This is a genomic window from Paraburkholderia sp. EG287B, from assembly GCF_040965595.1.
In the GTDB taxonomy this organism is placed as follows: domain Bacteria; phylum Pseudomonadota; class Gammaproteobacteria; order Burkholderiales; family Burkholderiaceae; genus Paraburkholderia.
Genome location: NZ_JBFRCG010000001.1, coordinates 436,471 through 455,091, shown reverse-complemented (window position 1 = coordinate 455,091; position 18,621 = coordinate 436,471). Strand labels below are relative to the sequence as shown.

At 65.6% G+C, this 18,621-nt stretch carries 14 protein-coding genes and 1 tRNA gene; 7 read left to right on the top strand and 8 right to left on the bottom strand.

Annotated features, from left to right (window positions below; all coding sequences use genetic code 11):
- Window positions 1–57: 57 nt before the first annotated feature.
- Both ntrC and AB4Y40_RS02020 read left to right on the top strand, forming a co-directional pair.
- The gene (ntrC, locus tag AB4Y40_RS02025; protein WP_368686234.1) at window positions 58–1,641 is read left to right on the top strand and encodes a nitrogen regulation protein NR(I); all 1,584 of its coding nucleotides are present in this window, start codon (window positions 58–60) and stop codon (window positions 1,639–1,641) included.
- Window positions 1,642–1,758: 117 nt separating this feature from the next.
- A complete protein-coding gene (locus AB4Y40_RS02020) occupies window positions 1,759–3,852 on the top strand; it encodes a prolyl oligopeptidase family protein (protein WP_368686233.1) in 2,094 nt (697 codons plus the stop codon).
- A gap of 9 nt (window positions 3,853–3,861) precedes the next feature.
- Here the strand turns inward: AB4Y40_RS02020 and xth are convergent, their stop codons facing one another.
- Both xth and AB4Y40_RS02010 read right to left on the bottom strand, forming a co-directional pair.
- The gene (gene xth, locus AB4Y40_RS02015) at window positions 3,862–4,647 is read right to left on the bottom strand and encodes an exodeoxyribonuclease III (RefSeq protein WP_368686232.1); all 786 of its coding nucleotides are present in this window, start codon (window positions 4,645–4,647) and stop codon (window positions 3,862–3,864) included.
- An 83-nt stretch (window positions 4,648–4,730) separates the two neighbouring features.
- Window positions 4,731–5,459: an SDR family oxidoreductase gene (locus AB4Y40_RS02010; RefSeq protein ID WP_324149559.1), complete on the bottom strand. Its 729-nt coding sequence runs from the start codon at window positions 5,457–5,459 to the stop codon at window positions 4,731–4,733.
- Window positions 5,460–5,559: 100 nt separating this feature from the next.
- Between AB4Y40_RS02010 and AB4Y40_RS02005 the strand changes: the two genes are divergently transcribed.
- Window positions 5,560–6,180 carry a 2-hydroxychromene-2-carboxylate isomerase gene (locus AB4Y40_RS02005; protein WP_368686231.1) on the top strand — a complete coding sequence of 207 codons (621 nt, stop codon included), beginning with the start codon at window positions 5,560–5,562 and terminating at the stop codon, window positions 6,178–6,180.
- A 64-nt stretch (window positions 6,181–6,244) separates the two neighbouring features.
- On the opposite strand, the gene AB4Y40_RS02000 is transcribed toward AB4Y40_RS02005, so the two are convergent.
- Window positions 6,245–7,246 carry an NAD(P)H-dependent flavin oxidoreductase gene (locus AB4Y40_RS02000; protein WP_368686230.1) on the bottom strand — a complete coding sequence of 334 codons (1,002 nt, stop codon included), beginning with the start codon at window positions 7,244–7,246 and terminating at the stop codon, window positions 6,245–6,247.
- 188 nt (window positions 7,247–7,434) lie between these two features.
- On the opposite strand from AB4Y40_RS02000, the gene AB4Y40_RS01995 reads away from it, so the two are divergent.
- Both AB4Y40_RS01995 and AB4Y40_RS01990 read left to right on the top strand, forming a co-directional pair.
- Window positions 7,435–7,977 carry a PadR family transcriptional regulator gene (locus AB4Y40_RS01995; RefSeq protein ID WP_368686229.1) on the top strand — a complete coding sequence of 181 codons (543 nt, stop codon included), beginning with the start codon at window positions 7,435–7,437 and terminating at the stop codon, window positions 7,975–7,977.
- A 138-nt stretch (window positions 7,978–8,115) separates the two neighbouring features.
- Window positions 8,116–8,192 (top strand) — tRNA-Met (locus AB4Y40_RS01990).
- 94 nt (window positions 8,193–8,286) lie between these two features.
- Here AB4Y40_RS01990 and AB4Y40_RS01985 read toward each other — a convergent pair.
- Entirely contained in the window at window positions 8,287–8,994 is a 708-nt protein-coding gene (locus AB4Y40_RS01985) for an aspartate/glutamate racemase family protein (protein ID WP_368686228.1), read from the bottom strand.
- Window positions 8,995–9,135: 141 nt separating this feature from the next.
- On the opposite strand from AB4Y40_RS01985, the gene dinB reads away from it, so the two are divergent.
- Together dinB and AB4Y40_RS01975 are read left to right on the top strand one after the other, a co-directional pair.
- Window positions 9,136–10,332, top strand: a complete 1,197-nt coding sequence (gene dinB / locus AB4Y40_RS01980) for a DNA polymerase IV (RefSeq protein WP_368686227.1) — start codon at window positions 9,136–9,138, stop codon at window positions 10,330–10,332.
- Window positions 10,333–10,437: 105 nt separating this feature from the next.
- A complete protein-coding gene (locus AB4Y40_RS01975) occupies window positions 10,438–11,724 on the top strand; it encodes an amidohydrolase family protein (protein ID WP_368686226.1) in 1,287 nt (428 codons plus the stop codon).
- A gap of 83 nt (window positions 11,725–11,807) precedes the next feature.
- Here AB4Y40_RS01975 and AB4Y40_RS01970 read toward each other — a convergent pair whose 3' ends face one another.
- The 4 genes from AB4Y40_RS01970 to fixL form a co-directional block, all read right to left on the bottom strand.
- Window positions 11,808–13,907 (bottom strand): M3 family metallopeptidase, encoded by a 2,100-nt coding sequence (locus AB4Y40_RS01970; RefSeq protein ID WP_368686225.1) that lies wholly within the window; start codon window positions 13,905–13,907, stop codon window positions 11,808–11,810.
- Between the two features lie 246 nt (window positions 13,908–14,153).
- Complete coding sequence (gene folD / locus AB4Y40_RS01965; protein WP_368686224.1) at window positions 14,154–15,008, bottom strand: bifunctional methylenetetrahydrofolate dehydrogenase/methenyltetrahydrofolate cyclohydrolase FolD; 855 nt, start codon at window positions 15,006–15,008, stop codon at window positions 14,154–14,156.
- A gap of 227 nt (window positions 15,009–15,235) precedes the next feature.
- On the bottom strand, window positions 15,236–15,883 hold the full coding sequence (gene fixJ, locus AB4Y40_RS01960; protein ID WP_042264842.1) for an oxygen response regulator transcription factor FixJ: 648 nt from the start codon (window positions 15,881–15,883) through the stop codon (window positions 15,236–15,238).
- Window positions 15,880–18,393 (bottom strand): oxygen sensor histidine kinase FixL, encoded by a 2,514-nt coding sequence (gene fixL / locus AB4Y40_RS01955; RefSeq protein ID WP_368686223.1) that lies wholly within the window; start codon window positions 18,391–18,393, stop codon window positions 15,880–15,882. The genes fixJ and fixL overlap by 4 nt, the downstream gene beginning before the upstream one ends.
- Window positions 18,394–18,621 lie beyond the last annotated feature (228 nt).

Below are 18,621 nucleotides of genomic sequence, written 5' to 3'. Positions count from 1 at the left end.
CAAGCCTGAATTTAGATTTACCGATACCGCACGCCACCAGGACTTCTGACCGATCTTATGAAGCCGATCTGGATAGTAGACGACGACCAATCGATACGCTGGGTGCTCGAAAAGGCCCTTGCCCGCGAAAACTTCGCCACCCGCAGCTTTTCGAACGTGCGCGAAGCCGCGAGCGCGCTCGATCACGACAGCCCGCAGGTGCTCGTCTCCGACATCCGCATGCCGGGCGGCTCGGGCCTCGAGCTGCTGCAAACCGTGCGTGAGCGTGTGCCGGGCTTGCCCGTCATCATCATGACGGCGTTCTCCGACCTCGACAGCGCAGTTGCCGCGTTTCAGGGCGGCGCGTTCGAGTATCTCGCCAAGCCGTTCGACGTCGACAAGGCCGTCGAGCTGATTCGCCGCGCCGTGGACGAAAGCATGCGCGGCGAGCAGCAGTGGGACGAGCGTCCCGCCGAAGCGCCCGAGATGCTCGGCCAGGCGCCGGCCATGCAGGACATGTTCCGCGCCATCGGCCGGCTTTCGCATTCGGCCGCGACCGTGCTCATCACCGGCGAGTCTGGCACCGGAAAGGAGCTTGTCGCGCGCGCCTTGCACCGACATAGCCCACGCGCGAACGGTCCGTTCATTGCGCTGAACACCGCGGCGATCCCGAAGGATCTTCTGGAATCCGAACTGTTCGGCCATGAGCGCGGCGCGTTCACGGGCGCGCAGGCCATGCGCCAGGGCCGCTTCGAGCAGGCCGAGAACGGCACGCTGTTCCTCGACGAAATCGGCGATATGCCGTTCGATCTGCAAACGCGCCTCTTGCGTGTGCTCTCCGATGGGCAGTTCTACCGCGTGGGCGGGCACAACCCGCTGCGCGCGAACGTGCGCGTGATCGCCGCGACGCACCAGAACCTCGAAACGCGCGTGCGCCAGGGGCTGTTCCGCGAGGACCTGTATCACCGGCTCAACGTGATTCGGCTGCGTTTGCCTGCGCTGCGCGAACGCAGCGAGGACATTCCGCTGCTCACGCGCCACTTCCTCCAGAAAAGCGCGCGCGAGCTGGGCGTCGAGCCCAAGCGCGTGTCGGACGAGGCGCTGGCGTGGATGTCGTCGCTGCCGTTTCCCGGCAATGTGCGCCAGCTCGAGAATCTCGCGAACTGGCTCACCGTGATGGCGCCCGCGCAAACCATCGAGATCAAGGATCTGCCGCCTGACCTCGTGCCTGCGCACGGCTCGGCGGGTTCGGTGGTGCATCTCGCCGATGCTTCGGCCGCTTCCGAAGCGGGCGCGGGGACCAATGGCGCGGGCGGCGTATCGCCGGTTGGGGGCGCCTTGGCCGGCGCGGGCTTGCCCGGCGCGATCGGCGGCGTCCCGGGCGGCGTGGTGTTCGGCACGCCGGCGTTCGGCGCGGCCAACGGCGTTGCTGCCGCGGTCTCGCCGCTGAGCGTGTGGGAGAGCGGTCTGCGCACGGAAGTCGCGCGTCTGTTGCGCGAAAACAGCGCCGACGTCATGGACGAACTCTCGCGGCGCTTCGAAGCCGCCGTGATCCGCGAGGCGCTCGACTTTACGCGCGGGCGCAAGGTCGAGGCGGCCGAGCGTCTTGGCATCGGCCGCAACACCATCACGCGCAAGATCCAGGAACTCAATCTGGAATGAGCGCGGATTAGCATGGGGCACCGGGCCGGCCTCGCGCCACGCGAGCCGGCCCGGCGCGCAGTCCATCGGCACGCACACAGGGCATAATCGACGCTGTTTTCCTGTCGACGACCGATCATGCCCGTGACTTCTCCCTGGCCCACCGAGGCCGATCCGTTCCTTTCGCTCGAATCGCTCGACGACCCCGCCGTCATGGTCTGGGTCGACTCGCAGAACGCGCGCACGCGCGCCGCGTGGCACGGTGGTGCGCGCTTCGAGGCGCTCGAAAAGCGCCTTGCGCAGGCCTATTTGCCGCGCGAGCGGCCCGTGATCCCGAGCCGCTGGCAGGAGTGGGCCTACGACCTGTGGGAGGACGAGGACAATCCCAAGGGCCTGTGGCGCCGCGCGCTCTGGGCCGACTGGCGCGCCCACAAGCCGCAGTGGCAAACGCTGATCGACTTCGACGCGCTCGGCGCGAAAGAGGGTAAGCCATGGGTGTGCGCGGGCATCGACGTCCTCTACCCGGACGGCGACCGCGCGCTGATCCAGCTTTCCGACGGCGGCTCCGACGCGGTCATCGTGCGCGAGTTCGACATCGTGAAGCGCGATTTCCTCGGCGATGGCTTCGCCATCGCGAAGGAAGGCAAGCACATCATTTCGTGGATCGATCGCGATACCGTGTACCTGGGTTGGGACGCGGGCGGCAAGATCGGCAAGAAGATGCTCACGCGCTCGGGCTATCCGCGCGAGGTGCGCCGCTGGACCCGCGGCACCGCGCTCGCCGACGCGCCCGTGGTGTTCAGCGGCGAGTTCGACGACATCAGCGTGGAAGGCGACTACGATCCGGTCGAGAAGCGCCACGACGTGGTGCGCAGCGTCGACTTCTTCGATTCATACACCTATCGTCTCGACGAGCGCGGCGACTGGCAGGTGTACGACGTGCCCACGCATGTCTCGGTGGGCGCCTGGCATGGCTGGCTGCTGCTCGAGCCGCGGCTCGACTGGAGCGTTGCGGGCGTGACGTACATGGGCGGCGCGTTGCTCGCGATCCGCGAAGACGCGTTCCTCTCGGGCGAGCGCGCGTTCACGCCGCTCTTCACGCCCACGCCGGTTACGTCGGCGTGCGACTGGACCAATACGCTCAACGTCCTGATCGTCTCCTGGCTCGACGATGTCGAGAGCCGCACGATGCTGTGGCAACCGCAGCAGGAAGATGGCGCATGGCGCTGGGAGTCGCGCGTGTTTCCTGCGCGTGCGAGCTCGCAGGTGGATGTCTCGCCCATTGAAGACACGCTCAACGACGAGGTTTTCGTCGACGTCGACGATTATCTGCTGCCGCCCGAATACTGGCTCGCCGATCTCGCGCAAACCGATCTCCAGCAGTGGGAATTGCTCGACCGCTGGCCCACGCAGTTCGACTCCGGCCCGCTCACGGTCATCCGCTCGCACGCGCGCTCGGCGGATGGCACGAGCGTCCCGTTCACCGTGATCGGCCCGAAGGCCGTGCTCGAAGGCGAGTCGCGCAAGGCGTCGCCGTGCCTGCTCACGGGCTACGGCGGCTTCGCAATCGCGCTCACGCCGCAATATCTCGTGGGCTCGGGCATCGGCTGGCTGGAGCAGGGCGGCGTGGTGGCGATCGCGCACATTCGCGGCGGCGGCGAGTACGGCACCGCCTGGCACGTCGAGGCGCAGCGCGAGCATCGCCAGCGCTCGTTCGACGACTTCATCGCGGTGGCCGAGCAGTTGATCGCCGATGGTTACACGAGCGCCGCGCAACTGGGCATCAAGGGCGGCAGCAATGGCGGGCTGCTGGTGGGCGCCTGCATGGTGCAGCGCCCTGAGCTGTTCGGCGCCGTGGTGTGCGAGGTTCCGTTGCTCGACATGCAGCGTTACCCGCTGCTGCATGCGGGCGCGTCATGGATCGACGAATATGGCGATCCTGAGGATTCCGAAGAATCGGGCGCGCTGGCCGCCTATTCGCCTTACCACCATGTGAAGCCAGGCGTCGTGTATCCGCCGTCGCTGTTCACGACTTCGACGAGCGACGATCGCGTACATCCCTCGCACGCTCGCAAGATGGTCGCGCGCATGGCGAAGCAGGGGCACGCGAATGTCTGGTATCTGGAGAACACCGAAGGCGGTCACGGCCCCGGCAGCGATTCGCTCGAGCGCGCGGAGTATGACGCGCTCGTCTATCGCTTTCTGTGGACCACGCTCGCGGGGAACTGGTAAGGCGCGCGTTCAGCCGGCAATGTCGAGCGTGGCGATCACCGGCGTGTGGTCGGACGGCTGTTCCCACTTGCGCGGCACCTTGTCGACTTCGCACGCGGTGAGGTGCCCGGCAAGCGCGGGCGAGAGCAGGATATGGTCGATGCGCAAGCCCGCGTTGCGGCGAAACGCGAACATGCGATAGTCCCACCACGTGAAGAGCTTTTCGGGCTGTTCGAACTGGCGGAACGCATCGACGAAACCCAGTTCGATCAGCCGGCGAAACTGCGCGCGCTCTTCGGGAGAGACGAGGTTCTGGCCTTCCCAGGCCTTCGGATCGTGCACGTCGCGGTCTTCGGGCGCGATGTTGTAGTCGCCGAGCAGCGCAAGCTTCGGGTAGCGCTGCATCTCCTGCGCGAGCCAGTCGTGCATGGCGTCGAGCCATTGCAGCTTGTACGCGAACTTTTCCGTGCCGGGCGCCTGGCCGTTGGGGAAGTACGCGCTCACGATACGCACATCGCCGATCGTGGCGGCGATCACGCGCTGCTGCGGGTCTTCGAAGCCCGGAATGTTGCGCACAACGGTGGCTTCGTCGACGAACAGGCCTTCGCGCACGAGAATGCCCACGCCGTTATAGGTCTTCTGGCCCGCAAACCAGCTGCGATAGCCGTGCGCCTCGAGATCGGCGCGCGGAAACTTGTCGTCGGTGAGCTTGAGTTCCTGCAGGCAGAGCACGTCGGTCTTGCTCTCGTTGAGCCAGTCGATGACGTGCTGCAGACGGACCTTGAGGGAGTTGACGTTCCACGTTGCGATTTTCATGTGAGGCTCGATAGGGTGACGGTGTGCGTTCGGTGCACTTCGCCGCCATTATCGCCTGCTTCGCAGAGCGGGCAACTGTTGCCTCACCATTGCTCCAGCCACGGCCGCAGATCGAGTTCGTGTGTCCACGCATCGCGCGGCTGCTGGTGCAGCGTCCAGTAGGCGTCGGCGATGTGCTCGGGGTTCAGGATGCCGTCGCGTTCCTTGAGCTTGTAACGCTCGGGAAAATTCTCGCGGATGAACTCGGTGTCGATCGCGCCATCGACGATGATCTGCCCGACGTGAATGCCCTGCGGTCCGAGTTCGCGCGCCATCGACTGGGCGAGGGCGCGCAGCGCGTGCTTCGCGCCCGCGAACGCCGCGAAGCCCTCGCGCCCGCGCAGGCTCGCGGTCGCGCCCGTGAAGAAGATCGAACCGCGCTCGCGCGGCAGCATGACTTTTGCGGCTTCGCGGCCCATCAGAAACCCGGCGAAGCAGGCCATTTCCCAGACCTTGTGATAGACGCGCGCCGTGGTTTCGGTAATGCCGAAGCGCACGTTCGCGCCGATATTGAAGATCGCCACCTCGATGGGCGCGATGCGCGTTTCGATCTCCGCGAAGAGCGCGATCATGTCCTCTTCCTTGCGCGCATCCGAGCCGAAGGCGTGCGCTTCGCCGCCCTCGGCTTCGATCTGCGCGACGAGCGGCGCGAGCTTGTCGGCATTGCGGCGCGTCACGCAGGCAATGTAGCCCTCGCGTGCGAAGCGGCGCGCGATGGCGCCTCCGGTGGCGTCGCCTGCGCCGATTACCAGTACGGCTTTCTTTTGCGTCATGGTGTTTGTCTCACTGTCGATTACAGCGGCCCGGTTTCAGGTATCTTAGGACGTCGGCGCGCCCGGGCAAAGGTGCGCGCATTCACATAAGGGAGACACGATGGCTGACATCAAGGTGCAGTTTCTGTTCGACTTCGGTAGTCCTAACGCTTACCTGTGCCACAAGGTGATCGGCGGCATCGAAGCGCGCCAGCAGGTGCGTTTCGAGTATGTGCCGATCCTGCTCGGCGGCCTCTTCAAGCTGAGCGGCAATCGCTCGCCGGCCGAGGCGTTCGCGGACATCGAGAACAAACGCAAGTTCATGATGCTCGAGATGCGGCGCTTCATCGGGCGGCATGGGCTGAGCGCCTATCGGCACAATCCGCACTTCCCGGTGAACACGTTGCAGATCATGCGCGGCGCCATTGCGGCGCAGCGCAACGGCACGTTCGAGCGCTACGTGGACCGCATGTTCGCGCACATGTGGGAAGAGGGCCTCAAGATGGACGACCCCGCCGTGATCCGCGCGGCGCTCGAGGCGGACGGCCTCGACGCCACGGCATTCGAAACGGCGATTCAGGACGCCGATGTGAAGGCCGCGCTGCTTGCGAACACGCAGTCGGCGTTCGAGCGCGGCGCGTTCGGCTCGCCGACGTTCTTCGTCGGCGACGAAATGTACTTCGGCAAGGATCAACTGCGCGACGTCGAAGAGGAAATCGCGCGCGTGAAGTCGCACGCATAAAACGCGGCGCTGCAGCACGAGGCGAGGCGGGCGCGGCATGATCGCTCCCGCCTCGCGCCGCGCATCAGAGCGCGGCTTGTTCCACCGTTTGTTCCTCGGCTTGCGGCGCGGCGACCACGCCCAGACGCACGTGCGCCGCCTCGTATTCGCGCTGCAAACGCGCGACGAGTTCAGCCGCAGGCACGACGCTCTTCACCGCGCCGATGCCCTGGCCCGAGCCCCAAATGTCCTTCCACGGCTTCACGCGCGTCGAGCCGAAATTCATCGCCGACGGATCCGACTGCGGCAGCGCTTCCGGATCGAGGCCGCTCGCCACGATGCTCTGGCGCAGATAGTTGCCGTGCACGCCCGTGAAGAGATTCGAGTAGACGATATCGCCCGCGCCGCCTTCGACGATCATTTGCTTGTAGGCGTCGACGGCATTCGCTTCGTGCGTGGCGATGAACGCCGAGCCGATATAGGCGAGATCGGCGCCCGCCGCCTGCGCCGCGAGAATTGCGTTGCCGTTGCCGATCGCGCCCGACAGCAGCAGCGGGCCGTCGAACCATTCGCGAATCTCGTGGATGAGGGCGAACGGCGAGAGCGTGCCCGCGTGGCCGCCCGCACCGGCGGCCACGGCGATGAGGCCGTCCGCGCCTTTCTCGATGGCCTTCTTCGCGAACGTGTTGTTGATGACGTCGTGCAGCACGATGCCGCCCCATGCGTGGATCGCGTGGTTGACCTCTTCGCGCGCGCCGAGCGACGTGATGACGATCGGCACCTTGTATTGGGCGCACACACCAAGGTCATGCTCGAGGCGGTCGTTCGACTTGTGGACGATCTGGTTGACGGCGAACGGCGCCGCCGGGGCGTCCGGATGCTTCGCGTTGTACTCGGCGAGCTCGGTGGTGATGCGGTCGAGCCATTCACCGAGCATGTGCTCGGGGCGCGCGTTGAGTGCGGGGAACGAACCGACGACGCCTGCCTTGCACTGGGCGATCACGAGATCGGGATTCGAAATGATGAAGAGGGGCGAGCCGACGACGGGAATCGACAGGCCGCGGCGCAGCACGGCGGGCAGGGACATCCATATCTCCTGGATTGGGGCGGCCGCCGGGTGCGGCTGCCGTCGCGTGATTCGATGCGCCGGCGTACGCGCCGGCTGGCAGGCTCAAACATAGCAAAGCCGCCGAAACTATGCAACCAGTTGCATAGTGGGAAAATTCGCTCCGCAACAGATCCGGTATCGGGCGGGGCGTGGTTTAAAATCGCCGCATGTCGACGCCGCATGCCATCCTCATCGCCTTGCTGGAAAAGCCTTCATCGGGCTACGACCTCGCGCGCCGCTTCGATCGCGCGATCGGCTATTTCTGGCACGCCACCCATCAGCAGATCTATCGCGAACTGGGCCGCATGGTCGACGCGGGGTGGGTCTCGGTCATCGAAGACGAGACGGCCGCCGCGTCGCGCAAGAAGGTGTACTGCGTGTTGCCGGTCGGGCGGGATGAAGTGGCGCGCTGGGTGCGCGAGACCGCGCTCGACCTCGACTCGCGCAACGTGTTTCTGCTCAAGCTGCGTGCCGATGCCGTGATCGGGCCGCTCGGCCTCGCCGAGGAACTCGCGCGGCTCATCGAAGAAAATCGTGCGCGGCTCGCGACCTATCGGGAGATCGAGCAGCGCGATTTTGGCGCGGCATCGCTCACGCGCGGGCAGCAGTTGCAGTACGCGATCCTCAAGGCGGGCATCCATACGCAGGAGATGTGGCTTGCGTGGGCGGAAGAGGTGCGCACGCTGGTGGAACCCCCGCAGGCACAGTGAAATGTGCCAGGTTGTCCGAAGTAATTATCGCGTTGCGATTACCTGCCCGACGGTGTCCGAACGAGCGACGTTTCAATCGTGTGAAAAAGACTCTTGACGGAGTGATTGAGGCACCCTATAATTCTTTTCTCTGACGGACGCGGGGTGGAGCAGTCTGGCAGCTCGTCGGGCTCATAACCCGAAGGTCGTAGGTTCAAATCCTACCCCCGCAACCAAACGTCTTAAGCAACAAGGCCTCGTGCCAAACAATGAACCCGCTCTGAGCGGGTTTTTTGTTTTCTGCGGCTGAAGCTGCAACGAGCGCCATCGCTAGGCACCTGCCTCGCTTCCAATCGCCCAATCCACCGCGGCCTGCGCGTGCAACGCGGTCGTGTCGAACACCGGCAGTGCCGAGTCGTTCTGTCCAATCAGCAGCGTGATTTCCGTGCAGCCGAGAATGACCGCCTGCGCGCCGCGTGCCGCGAGGTCTTCGATCACGCGCTGATACACGCGCCGCGACTGCGCATCCACGTTGCCGTGACACAGCTCGTCGTAGATGATCCGGTGCACGTCCGCGCGATCGTGTTCGTTCGGCACGATTGCTTCGATGCCGTGCGCCTCGCGCAATCGCCCCACATAGAAGTCCTGTTCCATCGTGTAGCGCGTGCCGAGCAGGCCCGCTCGCGTGAAGCCCGCGGCGCGCAACGCCTGGCCGGTCGGGTCCGCGATATGCAGGAAGGGGATCGAGATCGTCGCCTCGATCGCCGCGCGCACGCGGTGCATCGTGTTCGTCGCGAGCAGCACGATCTCGGCGCCGCCGCGTTCGAGCTGCTGCGCGGCCTCGGCCATCTGCACGCCCAGCGCGTCCCAGTCGCCCGCGCGCTGGAGCGCTTCGACCTGCGCGAAGTCCACGGTCACCATCAGGCTGCGCGCGTTGTGATGGCCGCCCAGACGCGCCTTCGCGTGGCGGTTCAGCAGCCGGTAATACTCGGCCGACGATTCCCAGCTCATCCCCCCAATCACGCCGATCGTCTTCATCGATTCGTTCCTCGCTCTCGTGGCCTGTTCAGTCCGCACGAGTATAGGCCCGCGCAGCCAGCAGTCCAGAGACGGTCTGGCCGATCCGAAGCGGTACGGGAGCCGATAAAGGGCGCGGACACTTGTCTTGAAAATAGTACTGTGTTTTTGTACAGTATCGAGACCGTGAACTCGCCTTCCTCCGACCTCGCGCCGCCGGCTGCGCCCGCCCCGGGGCGCTCCGCCGCCGCACTTATCGCCGCCGCTCGCAAGATCATCCATTGCGACTGCGACTGCTTCTATGCGTCGGTCGAAATGCGCGACGACCCCTCGCTGCGCGGCCGTCCGCTCGCCGTGGGCGGCCGGCCCGACCAGCGCGGCGTGATCGCCACCTGCAACTACGAGGCGCGGCGCTTCGGCATACATTCGGCGATGTCGTCGGCGCTCGCCATGCGCAAGTGTCCCGAGCTGCTGATCCTGCCCACGGCGATGGAGAAGTACCGCATTGCCTCGCGCGCGATCATGGCGATCTACCGCGACTACACGCCCGACGTCGAACCGCTCTCGCTCGACGAAGCCTATCTCGACGTCACGCGCGCCTCGCGCTGCAAGGGCAGCGCCACGCTGATCGCCGAGGAAATACGCGCGCGCGTGCGCGAAACCGTGGGCGTGACGGTATCGGCGGGCGTCGCGCCCAACAAGTTCATCGCCAAGATCGCCTCGGACTGGAACAAGCCCGATGGCCTCTTCGTCGTGCGTCCGCCTGAAGTCGATGCCTTCGTCGCCGCGCTGCCCGTGCGCAAGATCCACGGCGTCGGCAAGGTCACGGCGGCGAAGCTCGAAAACCTCGGGCTCACCACCTGCGCGCAACTGCGCACGTGGTCGCTGTTCGATCTGCATCGGCATTTCGGCGTCTTCGGCAAGCGGCTCTACGAACTCGCGCGCGGCCTGGATGACCGGCCCGTGCGCGCCGATCAGGAGCGCAAGTCGGTGAGCGTCGAAACGACCTATGTGAACGACCTGCTCACGCTCGAAGCGTGCAGCGAGGAGCTCGAGCGGCTTGCGGTGCAGCTCGACGCGCGCATCGAACGCGCGGCTTGCGCGCACGCGGTGCGCAAGCTCTTCGTGAAGATCCGTTTCGCCGACTTCCAGCGTACGACGGTCGAGTGTGTGGCCGACGCCACCGATGTGCGCACACTGCTACTAATGCTCGAAAAAGGGCTCGCGCGGCGCAAGCTGGCGGTGCGACTGCTCGGCGTGGGCGTGCGGCTCGAAGAGGACAACCCGGCGTTGCGCGGGCAGTTCGCACTCTTCGACGACGATCCCGCGGAAGACGACGGCCCGATCGCGCCCGTCTGACGCCTGCGCGTAGAGGCGGGCCACGCCGCTGGCGGCGTCATTCTGGCGTCGATAGAATCGACGCGAGTCTTAACGAAAGCGCCACGCCAGAACAAGGAGCCGCAGATGGACCTGATCATTCGCCGCGCGGTGCTCGCGCATGCGCATCCCGCCGGGTATCCCACGGTGGATATCGGCATCGAGGGAGGGCGCATTACGGCGGTCGAGCCGCAGCTCACGACGGCGGCGCACGAGGAGATCGATGCCGCGGGTGCGCTTGTGAGCGCGCCGTTCGTCGATGCGCATTTCCACATGGACGCCACGCTTTCGTATGGCCTGCCGCGTGTGAATGCATCGGGCACGCTGCTGGAGGGCATCGCGCTCTGGGGCGAGCTCAAGCCGCATCTCACGCAGGAGGCGCTCGTCGAACGCGCGCTGCAGTACTGCGACTGGGCCGTCGCGCGCGGGCTCCTCGCGATCCGCTCGCACGTCGATGTATGCGACGCACGGCTGCTCGCGGTCGAGGCGCTGCTGGAAGTGAAGCGCCGCGTCGCGCCGTATCTCGATCTCCAGCTCGTGGCGTTTCCGCAGGATGGCGTATTGCGCAGCCCCGGTGCCTTCGACAATCTCAAGCGCGCGATCGCGATGGGCGTGGACGTGGTGGGCGGCATTCCCCACTTCGAGCGCACGATGGCGGAGGGCGCCGAATCAGTGCGCCTGCTCTGCGAGTTCGCCGCCGACAAGGGCCTGCGCGTGGACATGCATTGCGACGAATCCGACGACCCGCTCTCGCGCCACATCGAAACGCTCGCGGCGCAGACGCACCGGCTGGGCATGCATGGGCGCGTGACCGGCTCGCATCTCACCTCGATGCATTCGATGGACAACTACTACGTGAGCAAGCTGATACCGCTCATGCGCGAGTCGGGTGTCGCGGCAATTGCGAATCCGCTCATCAACATCACGCTGCAAGGGCGCGCCGATACCTACCCGAAGCGCCGCGGCATGACGCGCGTGCCCGAGTTGTTGGCGGCAGGCGTGACCGTCGCGTTCGGCCACGACTGCGTGATGGACCCGTGGTACAGCTTCGGCTCGGGCGACATGCTCGAAGTCGCGCACATGGGCCTGCATGTCGCGCAAATGACGGGCACCGACGCCTCGCGCGCCTGCTTCGACGCGGTGACCGTGAATGCCGCGACGATCCTCGGCCTCGAAGGCTACGGCGTGGCGCCCGGTTGCGCGGCGAACCTCGTGGTGCTCGACGCGCGCGATCCCGTCGAGGCGATCCGGCTGCGCGCGGCGCGGCTCGCGGTTGTGAGCCGGGGCACGGTGGTGAGCCGGCAACCCGCGCAGCGCGCGGCGCTTGCGCTCGAAGGGCGGCCGCAAAGCGTCGATTTCAGGCTGCATCGATAAAACGCGCGGCAATAAAAAACCGCGCATGGGTTGCCCACCCATGCGCGGTTTTCGTTCGGATCGCTTACGAGCGAGTCACGTGGTCATTGCTGTGCCGGCGGCTGCTCCATGCCGTTGTGGCGCAGCAGCGCGTCGATGTTCGGCTCGCGGCCGCGGAAGGCCTTGAACGATTCCATCGCCGGGCGGCTGCCGCCCACTTCCAGGATTTCCTTGCGGTAGCGCGTGCCGGTCGCTTCGTCGAGCACGCTCGACTTCGCGGCTTGTGCGGCTTCCTCGAAGGCGGCATAGGCATCGGCGGAAAGCACTTCGGCCCACTTGTAGCTGTAGTAGCCGGCTGCGTAGCCGCCCGCGAAGATGTGGCTGAACGTGTTCGGCCAGCGCGAGAACGGTGCCTGCGGAATGACGTGGTAGCGCTCGTTGATCTCGCGTGCCAGGTCGTTCGCGCTCTTGCCCTTCGAAGCGTCGAAGTCCACGTGCAGCGCCATGTCGAACATCGAGAACACGATCTGGCGCAGCGTGCCGAGACCGCTCTGGAAGTTCTTCGCGGCAAGCATCTTGTCGAAGAGTTCGCGCGGCAGCGGCTTGGCCGTCTCGACGTGCGAGCTCATTTCGCGCACCACGTCCCATTCCCAGCAGAAGTTTTCCATGAACTGCGAGGGCAATTCGACGGCATCCCACTCCACGCCGTTGATGCCCGACACGCCCAGTTCGTCCACCCGCGTGAGCATGTGGTGCAGGCCGTGGCCGAACTCGTGAAAGAGCGTAATGACTTCGTCGTGCGTGAAGCACGCAGGGCGGCCGCCGACCGGTGCCGAGAAATTGCACGTGAGGTACGCGACGGGCGTTTGCACGTCATTGCCTTCGAGCTTGCGGCGCGAGCGGGCGTCGTCCATCCATGCGCCGCCGCGCTTGCCTTCGCGTGCATAGAGGTCGAGATAGAACTGCGCGACGAGCGTGCCGTCCGCGTTTTCCACGCGGAAGAAACGCACATCGGGATTCCACACCGGCGCGGTGTCCGGGCGGATGCGCACGCCAAACAGCGTTTCCGTGACCTTGAACAGGCCCTGCAGCACGAAGTCTTCCGGGAAGTACTGCTTCACTTCGTTTTCCGAGAACGAGTAGCGCTTCTGGCGCAGGCGCTCGGCGGCGAACGCCATGTCCCACGGCTCGATCTGCGTGAGGCCCAGTTCGCTCGCGGCGAATTCGCGCAGCTCTTCCCAGTCCTTTTCGGCGTGCGGGCGCGCGCGCGTGGCGAGGTCTTCGAGGAAGCTCATCACCTGGGCCGGCGTTTCCGCCATCTTCGGCGTCAGCGAGACTTCGGCGAAGTTGTTGTAGCCGAGCATCTTCGCTTCTTCGGCGCGCAGCTTCAGTTGCTCCTCGATGATCGCCGTGTTGTCCCATTCGGCCTTGCCGCCGCCGTAGACGGGGCCAAGCTCGGACGCGCGCGTGACGTAGGCGCGGTACATCGTCTCGCGCATCGCGCGGTTTTCGGAGTACTGCAGCACCGGGAAGTACGAGGGGAAGTGCAGCGTGAACTTCCAGCCTTCCTTGTTCTCGCGCTCGGCGGCTTCGCGCGCGGCGGCGATCACGTCCTCGGGCAGGCCCACGAGATCAGCTTCAGTCGTGGCGTAGAACGCGTAGCCGTTGGTCGCGTCGAGCACGTGGTCGGAGAAGGCTTTGGCGAGCGCGGCCTGGCGCTCCTGCAGCTCGGCGAAGCGCGGCTTCTGGTCTTCGGGCAGTTCCGCGCCGGAGAGGCGGAAGTCGCGCAGCGAATTGTCGAGGATCTTCTTGCGCTCGCCCGAAAGCAGCTCGAACGAGTTGTGGTTCGTGATGGCCTTGTACTTCTTGAAGAGCTCGAGATTCTGGCCGACGCTCGACCAGAATTCGGTCACGCGCGGCAGGTTCTCGCCGTGGGCGGCGCGCAGTTCCGGCGTGTCGGCGACGGCGTTCAGGTGGCCGACCACGCCCCAGGCGCGCGAAAGCGGCTCGCTGGCGCGTTCGACCGGTTCGACCACGTCGCTCCATTGCGCGGGCGTCATGGGTTGCGCGGCGCGCTCGACCGCGGCCTTCGCGTTCGCGAGCAGGACGTCGAGCGCGGGCGTTACGTGCTCGGGGCGGATTTCGCCAAAGCGCGGCAGTCCGGTGAAGTCGAGGAGCGGATTGTCGGAGGGGGTAGTAGCCATGATGCTTCCTGTTCCTGTCTGTCGCGGGTTAGGGGACCGGGGGCGCGGCACGCGCGCCCGATAGCCAGAGTATTGGGGCGCCAGGCGCGCTTTCCAACCGGGTTATCCGAGCAAATTAACAGATGTCGGGGGGCGGTGCCGCAATCGCGGCTGCGCTCGTACACGCGGGCGGCGCCGCAAAAAGAAAGCGGCCCGTGGTGGGCCGCTTCGGAAAATGTCATGCTGCGACGCGTCGCAGCGCGTGGCTTACGCGCCTGCCGCGCGCTCCGCGGCTTCGATCGTGTTCACGAGGAGCATCGTGATGGTCATCGGGCCGACGCCGCCCGGCACCGGCGTAATGAAGCCGGCCACGTCCTTCAGGCCCGCGAAATCGATGTCGCCGCAGAGCTTGCCGTTGTCGTCGCGGTTCATGCCCACGTCGATCACGGTCGCGCCGGGCTTGACCATGTCGGCGGTCAGCACGTTGCGCTTGCCTACCGCGGCGACCACGATATCGGCGTCGCGCGTGTGCTTCGCGAGGTCGCGCGTCTTGCTGTGGCAGATCGTGACCGTCGCACCCTTTTCGAGCAGCAGGAGCGCCATCGGCTTGCCGACGATGTTCGAGCGGCCGATCACCACGGCGTTCGCGCCTTCGAGCGGGATCTTGTACTCCTCGAACATCTTCATCACGCCATAGGGCGTGCACGGGCGAAAGAGCGGCTGGCCCGTCATGAGCGCACCCGCGTTGGCGACGTGAAAGCCGTCCACGTCCTTTTCGGGCGCGATGGCCTCGATCACCTTGTGGCTGTCGATGTGCTTGGGCAGCGGCAGCTGCACGAGAATGCCGTTGATCTTCGGGTCGCGATTCAGCTCGTCGATGCGCTTGAGCAGATCGGCTTCGGAGAGCGACTCGGGATAGCGGTCGTACGACGAGTAGAGGCCGTTGTCTTCGCAGGCCTTCACCTTGTTGCGCACGTAGACTTCGCTTGCCGGATTGTCGCCGACCAGCACGACGGCGAGTCCCGGCTGATGGCCGCGGGCGGTGAGGGCGGCGGCGCGCGTGGCGACCTCCGCACGCAGTTTCTTGGAGAGGGCGTTGCCGTCGATGATAGTGGCAGTCATGGTCGGTCGGGGTCGAGAGTGGGCAATGCGGGCTCTGTTCGGGCTCGTTTTGGCGCGAGCGCTGGCGCGCGTGGGGCGGGCGCCATTCGAAGGCCGACATTATACCCGCGCGGCGGGCGTGCTCCGGCCTGAGCGGACGATGGAGGAGGGAAGAGGGGCGCGGCGAGATGCCGTCGGCAGCATTCGCGCGGCGTGGCGCGCGAATGCTGCCGGAGAAAGACGCACGCTTACTGCTGCGCCTGTTGCGGCTTGTTGGAGAGCGCGAGACGCAGCAGGTCGGCGACCGTGTTGACGTTGAGCTTCTCCATGATGTTGGCGCGGTGCGCCTCCACCGTCTTGATGCTGATCCCGAGGTCGTCGGCGATCTGCTTGTTCAGGCGGCCCGCGATGATGCGCTCGAGCACCTGGTGCTCGCGCGCCGTGAGCTTGCCAAGGCGTTCGGCGGCCGCGCGCTGTTGCTGCACGTTGGTGCTTTCGTTGCGCGCCTTGTCGAGCATGCGCTCCACCAGCTTGCGCAGCTCGGCTTCGTCGAAGGGCTTCTCGATGAAGTCCATCGCGCCCTTCTTCATGGTCGAGACGGCCATCGGCACGTCGCCGTGGCCCGTCACGAAGATGATCGGCAGCGAGGCGTTTTCGGCGATCAGACGTTCCTGCAGTTCGAGACCGCTCATGCCTTGCATGCGCACGTCCAGAATCATGCAGGCGATTTGCCCGGCCTGTTGCGCCGGCTGGTACGCCTCGAGGAACTCCTCCGCGCTATTGAAGCACTGGACGCGGTAGCCGTTCGCTTCGAGGAGCCAACGCAGGGAATCTCGTACGGCCTCGTCGTCATCGACAACAAAGACGGTTTCCTGGGTGGTGACTGGGCTGTTCATGGCTCTCCCGTAACGGTTTGTGGAGTCGGTTCGTCGGTGTTCCGCGAGAGGGTGTCCGATTCGCCGATAGGCAGACTGCAATGGAACGTTGCGCCGCTGATGTGGCCGTCGGATTCGACGTTGTTGACCACCCAGAGACGCCCGCGGTGCGATTCAATAATGGAGCGGCAGATGTTCAGGCCCATGCCCATGCCGTCCGACTTGGTGCTGTAGAAGGGCTCGAAGAGGCGCTCGGCCGTGGCTTCGTCGACGCCGGGGCCCTGATCGACCACGCTGATGCAGACGTTGCCGCCTTCGCGCTTCACGATCACGCGGATCACCGGGTCGATCGCATTCGGGCGCGCTTCGGCCATGGCTTCCGCGGCGTTCTTCAAGAGATTGACGAGCACCTGTTCGATCAGCACCGGATCGACGTAGATCACGGGCATGCGCGAGCGCATGTCGGTCACGATGCGGATGCGGCGCTTGCGCGCCTCGATCTCGGCGAGGCCCACTGCGTCGGCGACGATGTCGGCCACGCGCGTGGCCTGGCGCTTGGGCTCGGAGCGCTTCACGAACTCGCGGATGCGCTTGATGATCATGCCCGCGCGCACGGCTTGCTGCGCCGTTTTCTCGAGCACGGGTAGCAGGTTGTCGGGCGCGGCACGGCCCGACTTCACGAGCGCGACGGTGCCCGAGGCATAGTTGTTGATCGCGGCGAGCGGCTGGTTCAGTTCGTGCGCGAGCGACGAGGCCATTTCGCCCATCGTCATCAGGCGGCTCGTGAACTGGAGCTTCTCGTCCTGCTGGCGGGCCAGTTCCTGCGCCTGCTTGCGCGTGGTGATGTCGGTCGCGATCTGCATCTGCGCGAGGTGGCCGTCCACCCACTGGATGTACTGGCGCCGCACTTCGAACCACTTCTGGATGCTTTCGACGTAGACCTCCTGCGCGTCCGCCGTGCTCTCGGTGAGCGCGGTGGCGGGCAGGCCGGCGAAGGCGTCGACCATGTCGATCGAGTCGGAAGAGGCGCTCGCCGAATCGAAGCCGCCGCCGCCCGCGAGTTCCAGATGGCCGTCCGGGCGGATGCCGAAGAGGTGGCGGTAGTAGCGGTTCGCAAACAACAGTTCGGCTTCGTCGGCGGCGAGCACCGAGACGGCGGCGTCGAGGCTTTCGAGCACGGTGGTGAAGCGCTCGTGCGCGGCGGCGAGTTCTTCGCGTGCGCGCTTGGGCTCCGTGATGTCGGTCATCGACGACATCCAGCCGGTCTGGCGGCCCGAGCTGTCGATGAGCGGCGAGACATAGAGCCGCGCGTGGAACTGCGAGCCGTCCTTGCGGCGCACGCGCAGTTCGAACCCCGAGGAGGGCGCCTTGCCGCGCAGCGTCATGTCGAGCTGGCGCTGCATTTCGGGGTAGGCGTCGCGCGGCCAGTAGGGGAACGGTGCGTTCTTGCCCACGAGGTCGCTTTCGTCCCAGCCGGTCATGCGGCAGAACGCCGGGTTCACGTGCGTGATGCGGCCGTGCATGTCGAGCACGCGCATGCCGATCAGCACCGAGTTTTCCATCGCGCGGCGGAAGAACGCCTCCGCGTAAAGCGCCTGCTGTGCCTCGAAGCGCTGCCGCGTGTGCTTCCAGAGGCTCCAGAGGCTCCACAGCACGAAGCACGACAGCCCCGCGACCAGCCACACGAGCGTGTTGTTCGTGAAGTTGGTCATCTGCGGATACGAGTACACGCGTACCGAAACACCCTGGCCAGGCGGGTCGAGCGGCAGGTCGTAGTAGACGTCGCGCGGCAGGCGCGGGCGCGTCGAGGTGGTGGCGAGCTCGCGGTTGTTCGCGTCGAGAATCGAAATCTTGTACTTGGCCGACAGCTCGGGCGGGATGTCGTGCTTCAGGATGCCTTCGACCGAAAACACGGCCGCGATCGACCCAAGAAATTCACGATCGCGGTATACCGGCGTTTGCAGCGTGAGGTAGCCGTTACCGACGTCGTCATAAATAAGCGGCGAATACACCTGGCGGCGCGTGGCGCGCGCTTCGGCGAAAGCGGCCTTCACGGCCTCGTCCATTTGCGCGTCGTTGGGCTTCGCCAGGCGCTGGCCGAAGACCGGCATCGCCGTGTTGGGCCAGCGCGGCGCCTCCTGGCTCGTGTACCAGTTGAGATAGAGGATCTCCGGATGGCCCTGCATGATGTCCGTGGTGGACGTCTGGAAATACTGCGGATCGCTGTGGCCCGCGGCGAGGTCGCGAGCGAGCGCCTGCAGCTGCTCCTGCGCGCCTGTCATGGATAGCCGGATCTGCTGCTGGGCCCATGCGACGTTGCGGTAGAGCGTGTCTTCCTGCTGCTGTTGCTCGCGACGGTTCAGGCTCCACAAGATCAGGCTCATGACGATCAGGAACACGAGGATCGACAGGAGCGGCGTCAGCAAATAGGAATTCGACCACCAGGGTCCGTGGTGCCAGCGGGATGGCGACGACTCGCCGGGCGTTCCGGGCGGCCGCGCCGAGCGTGCGAAAAGCCGTTCGGTCAACATGGCAAGGATTGTAGCTCAGCGTAAGACACGGAAATGCCGCGAAAAAAGCCGTAAATCGCCGATAAACAGGTGCAAACTGGCCGTTATCGGCGCAGGGGCGCGAACGATTAAGCATGCGCTGCACCAATTTTTCACATTATAAAACCACATCTCGCAATTCGAAAATTTTGTTGCGCAATGGTCAGGGGGGTCATTACAATCGCCCCGAAGCTGCTGCGGTTGGCCCGG

Excerpts from the sequence above, each read along its gene's own strand:
- AB4Y40_RS01995 (WP_368686229.1), top strand. The coding sequence starts at position 7,435 with ATGTCGACGCCGCATGCCATCCTCATCGCCTTGCTGGAAAAGCCTTCA.
- AB4Y40_RS02010 (WP_324149559.1), bottom strand. The coding sequence starts at position 5,459 with ATGACGCAAAAGAAAGCCGTACTGGTAATCGGCGCAGGCGACGCCACC.
- AB4Y40_RS01975 (WP_368686226.1), top strand. The coding sequence starts at position 10,438 with ATGGACCTGATCATTCGCCGCGCGGTGCTCGCGCATGCGCATCCCGCC.
- AB4Y40_RS02005 (WP_368686231.1), top strand. The coding sequence starts at position 5,560 with ATGGCTGACATCAAGGTGCAGTTTCTGTTCGACTTCGGTAGTCCTAAC.
- ntrC (WP_368686234.1), top strand. The coding sequence starts at position 58 with ATGAAGCCGATCTGGATAGTAGACGACGACCAATCGATACGCTGGGTG.
- AB4Y40_RS01970 (WP_368686225.1), bottom strand. The coding sequence starts at position 13,907 with ATGGCTACTACCCCCTCCGACAATCCGCTCCTCGACTTCACCGGACTG.
- AB4Y40_RS01985 (WP_368686228.1), bottom strand. The coding sequence starts at position 8,994 with ATGAAGACGATCGGCGTGATTGGGGGGATGAGCTGGGAATCGTCGGCC.
- AB4Y40_RS02000 (WP_368686230.1), bottom strand. The coding sequence starts at position 7,246 with ATGTCCCTGCCCGCCGTGCTGCGCCGCGGCCTGTCGATTCCCGTCGTC.
- folD (WP_368686224.1), bottom strand. The coding sequence starts at position 15,008 with ATGACTGCCACTATCATCGACGGCAACGCCCTCTCCAAGAAACTGCGT.
- fixJ (WP_042264842.1), bottom strand. The coding sequence starts at position 15,883 with ATGAACAGCCCAGTCACCACCCAGGAAACCGTCTTTGTTGTCGATGAC.
- xth (WP_368686232.1), bottom strand. The coding sequence starts at position 4,647 with ATGAAAATCGCAACGTGGAACGTCAACTCCCTCAAGGTCCGTCTGCAG.
- fixL (WP_368686223.1), bottom strand. The coding sequence starts at position 18,393 with ATGTTGACCGAACGGCTTTTCGCACGCTCGGCGCGGCCGCCCGGAACG.
- AB4Y40_RS02020 (WP_368686233.1), top strand. The coding sequence starts at position 1,759 with ATGCCCGTGACTTCTCCCTGGCCCACCGAGGCCGATCCGTTCCTTTCG.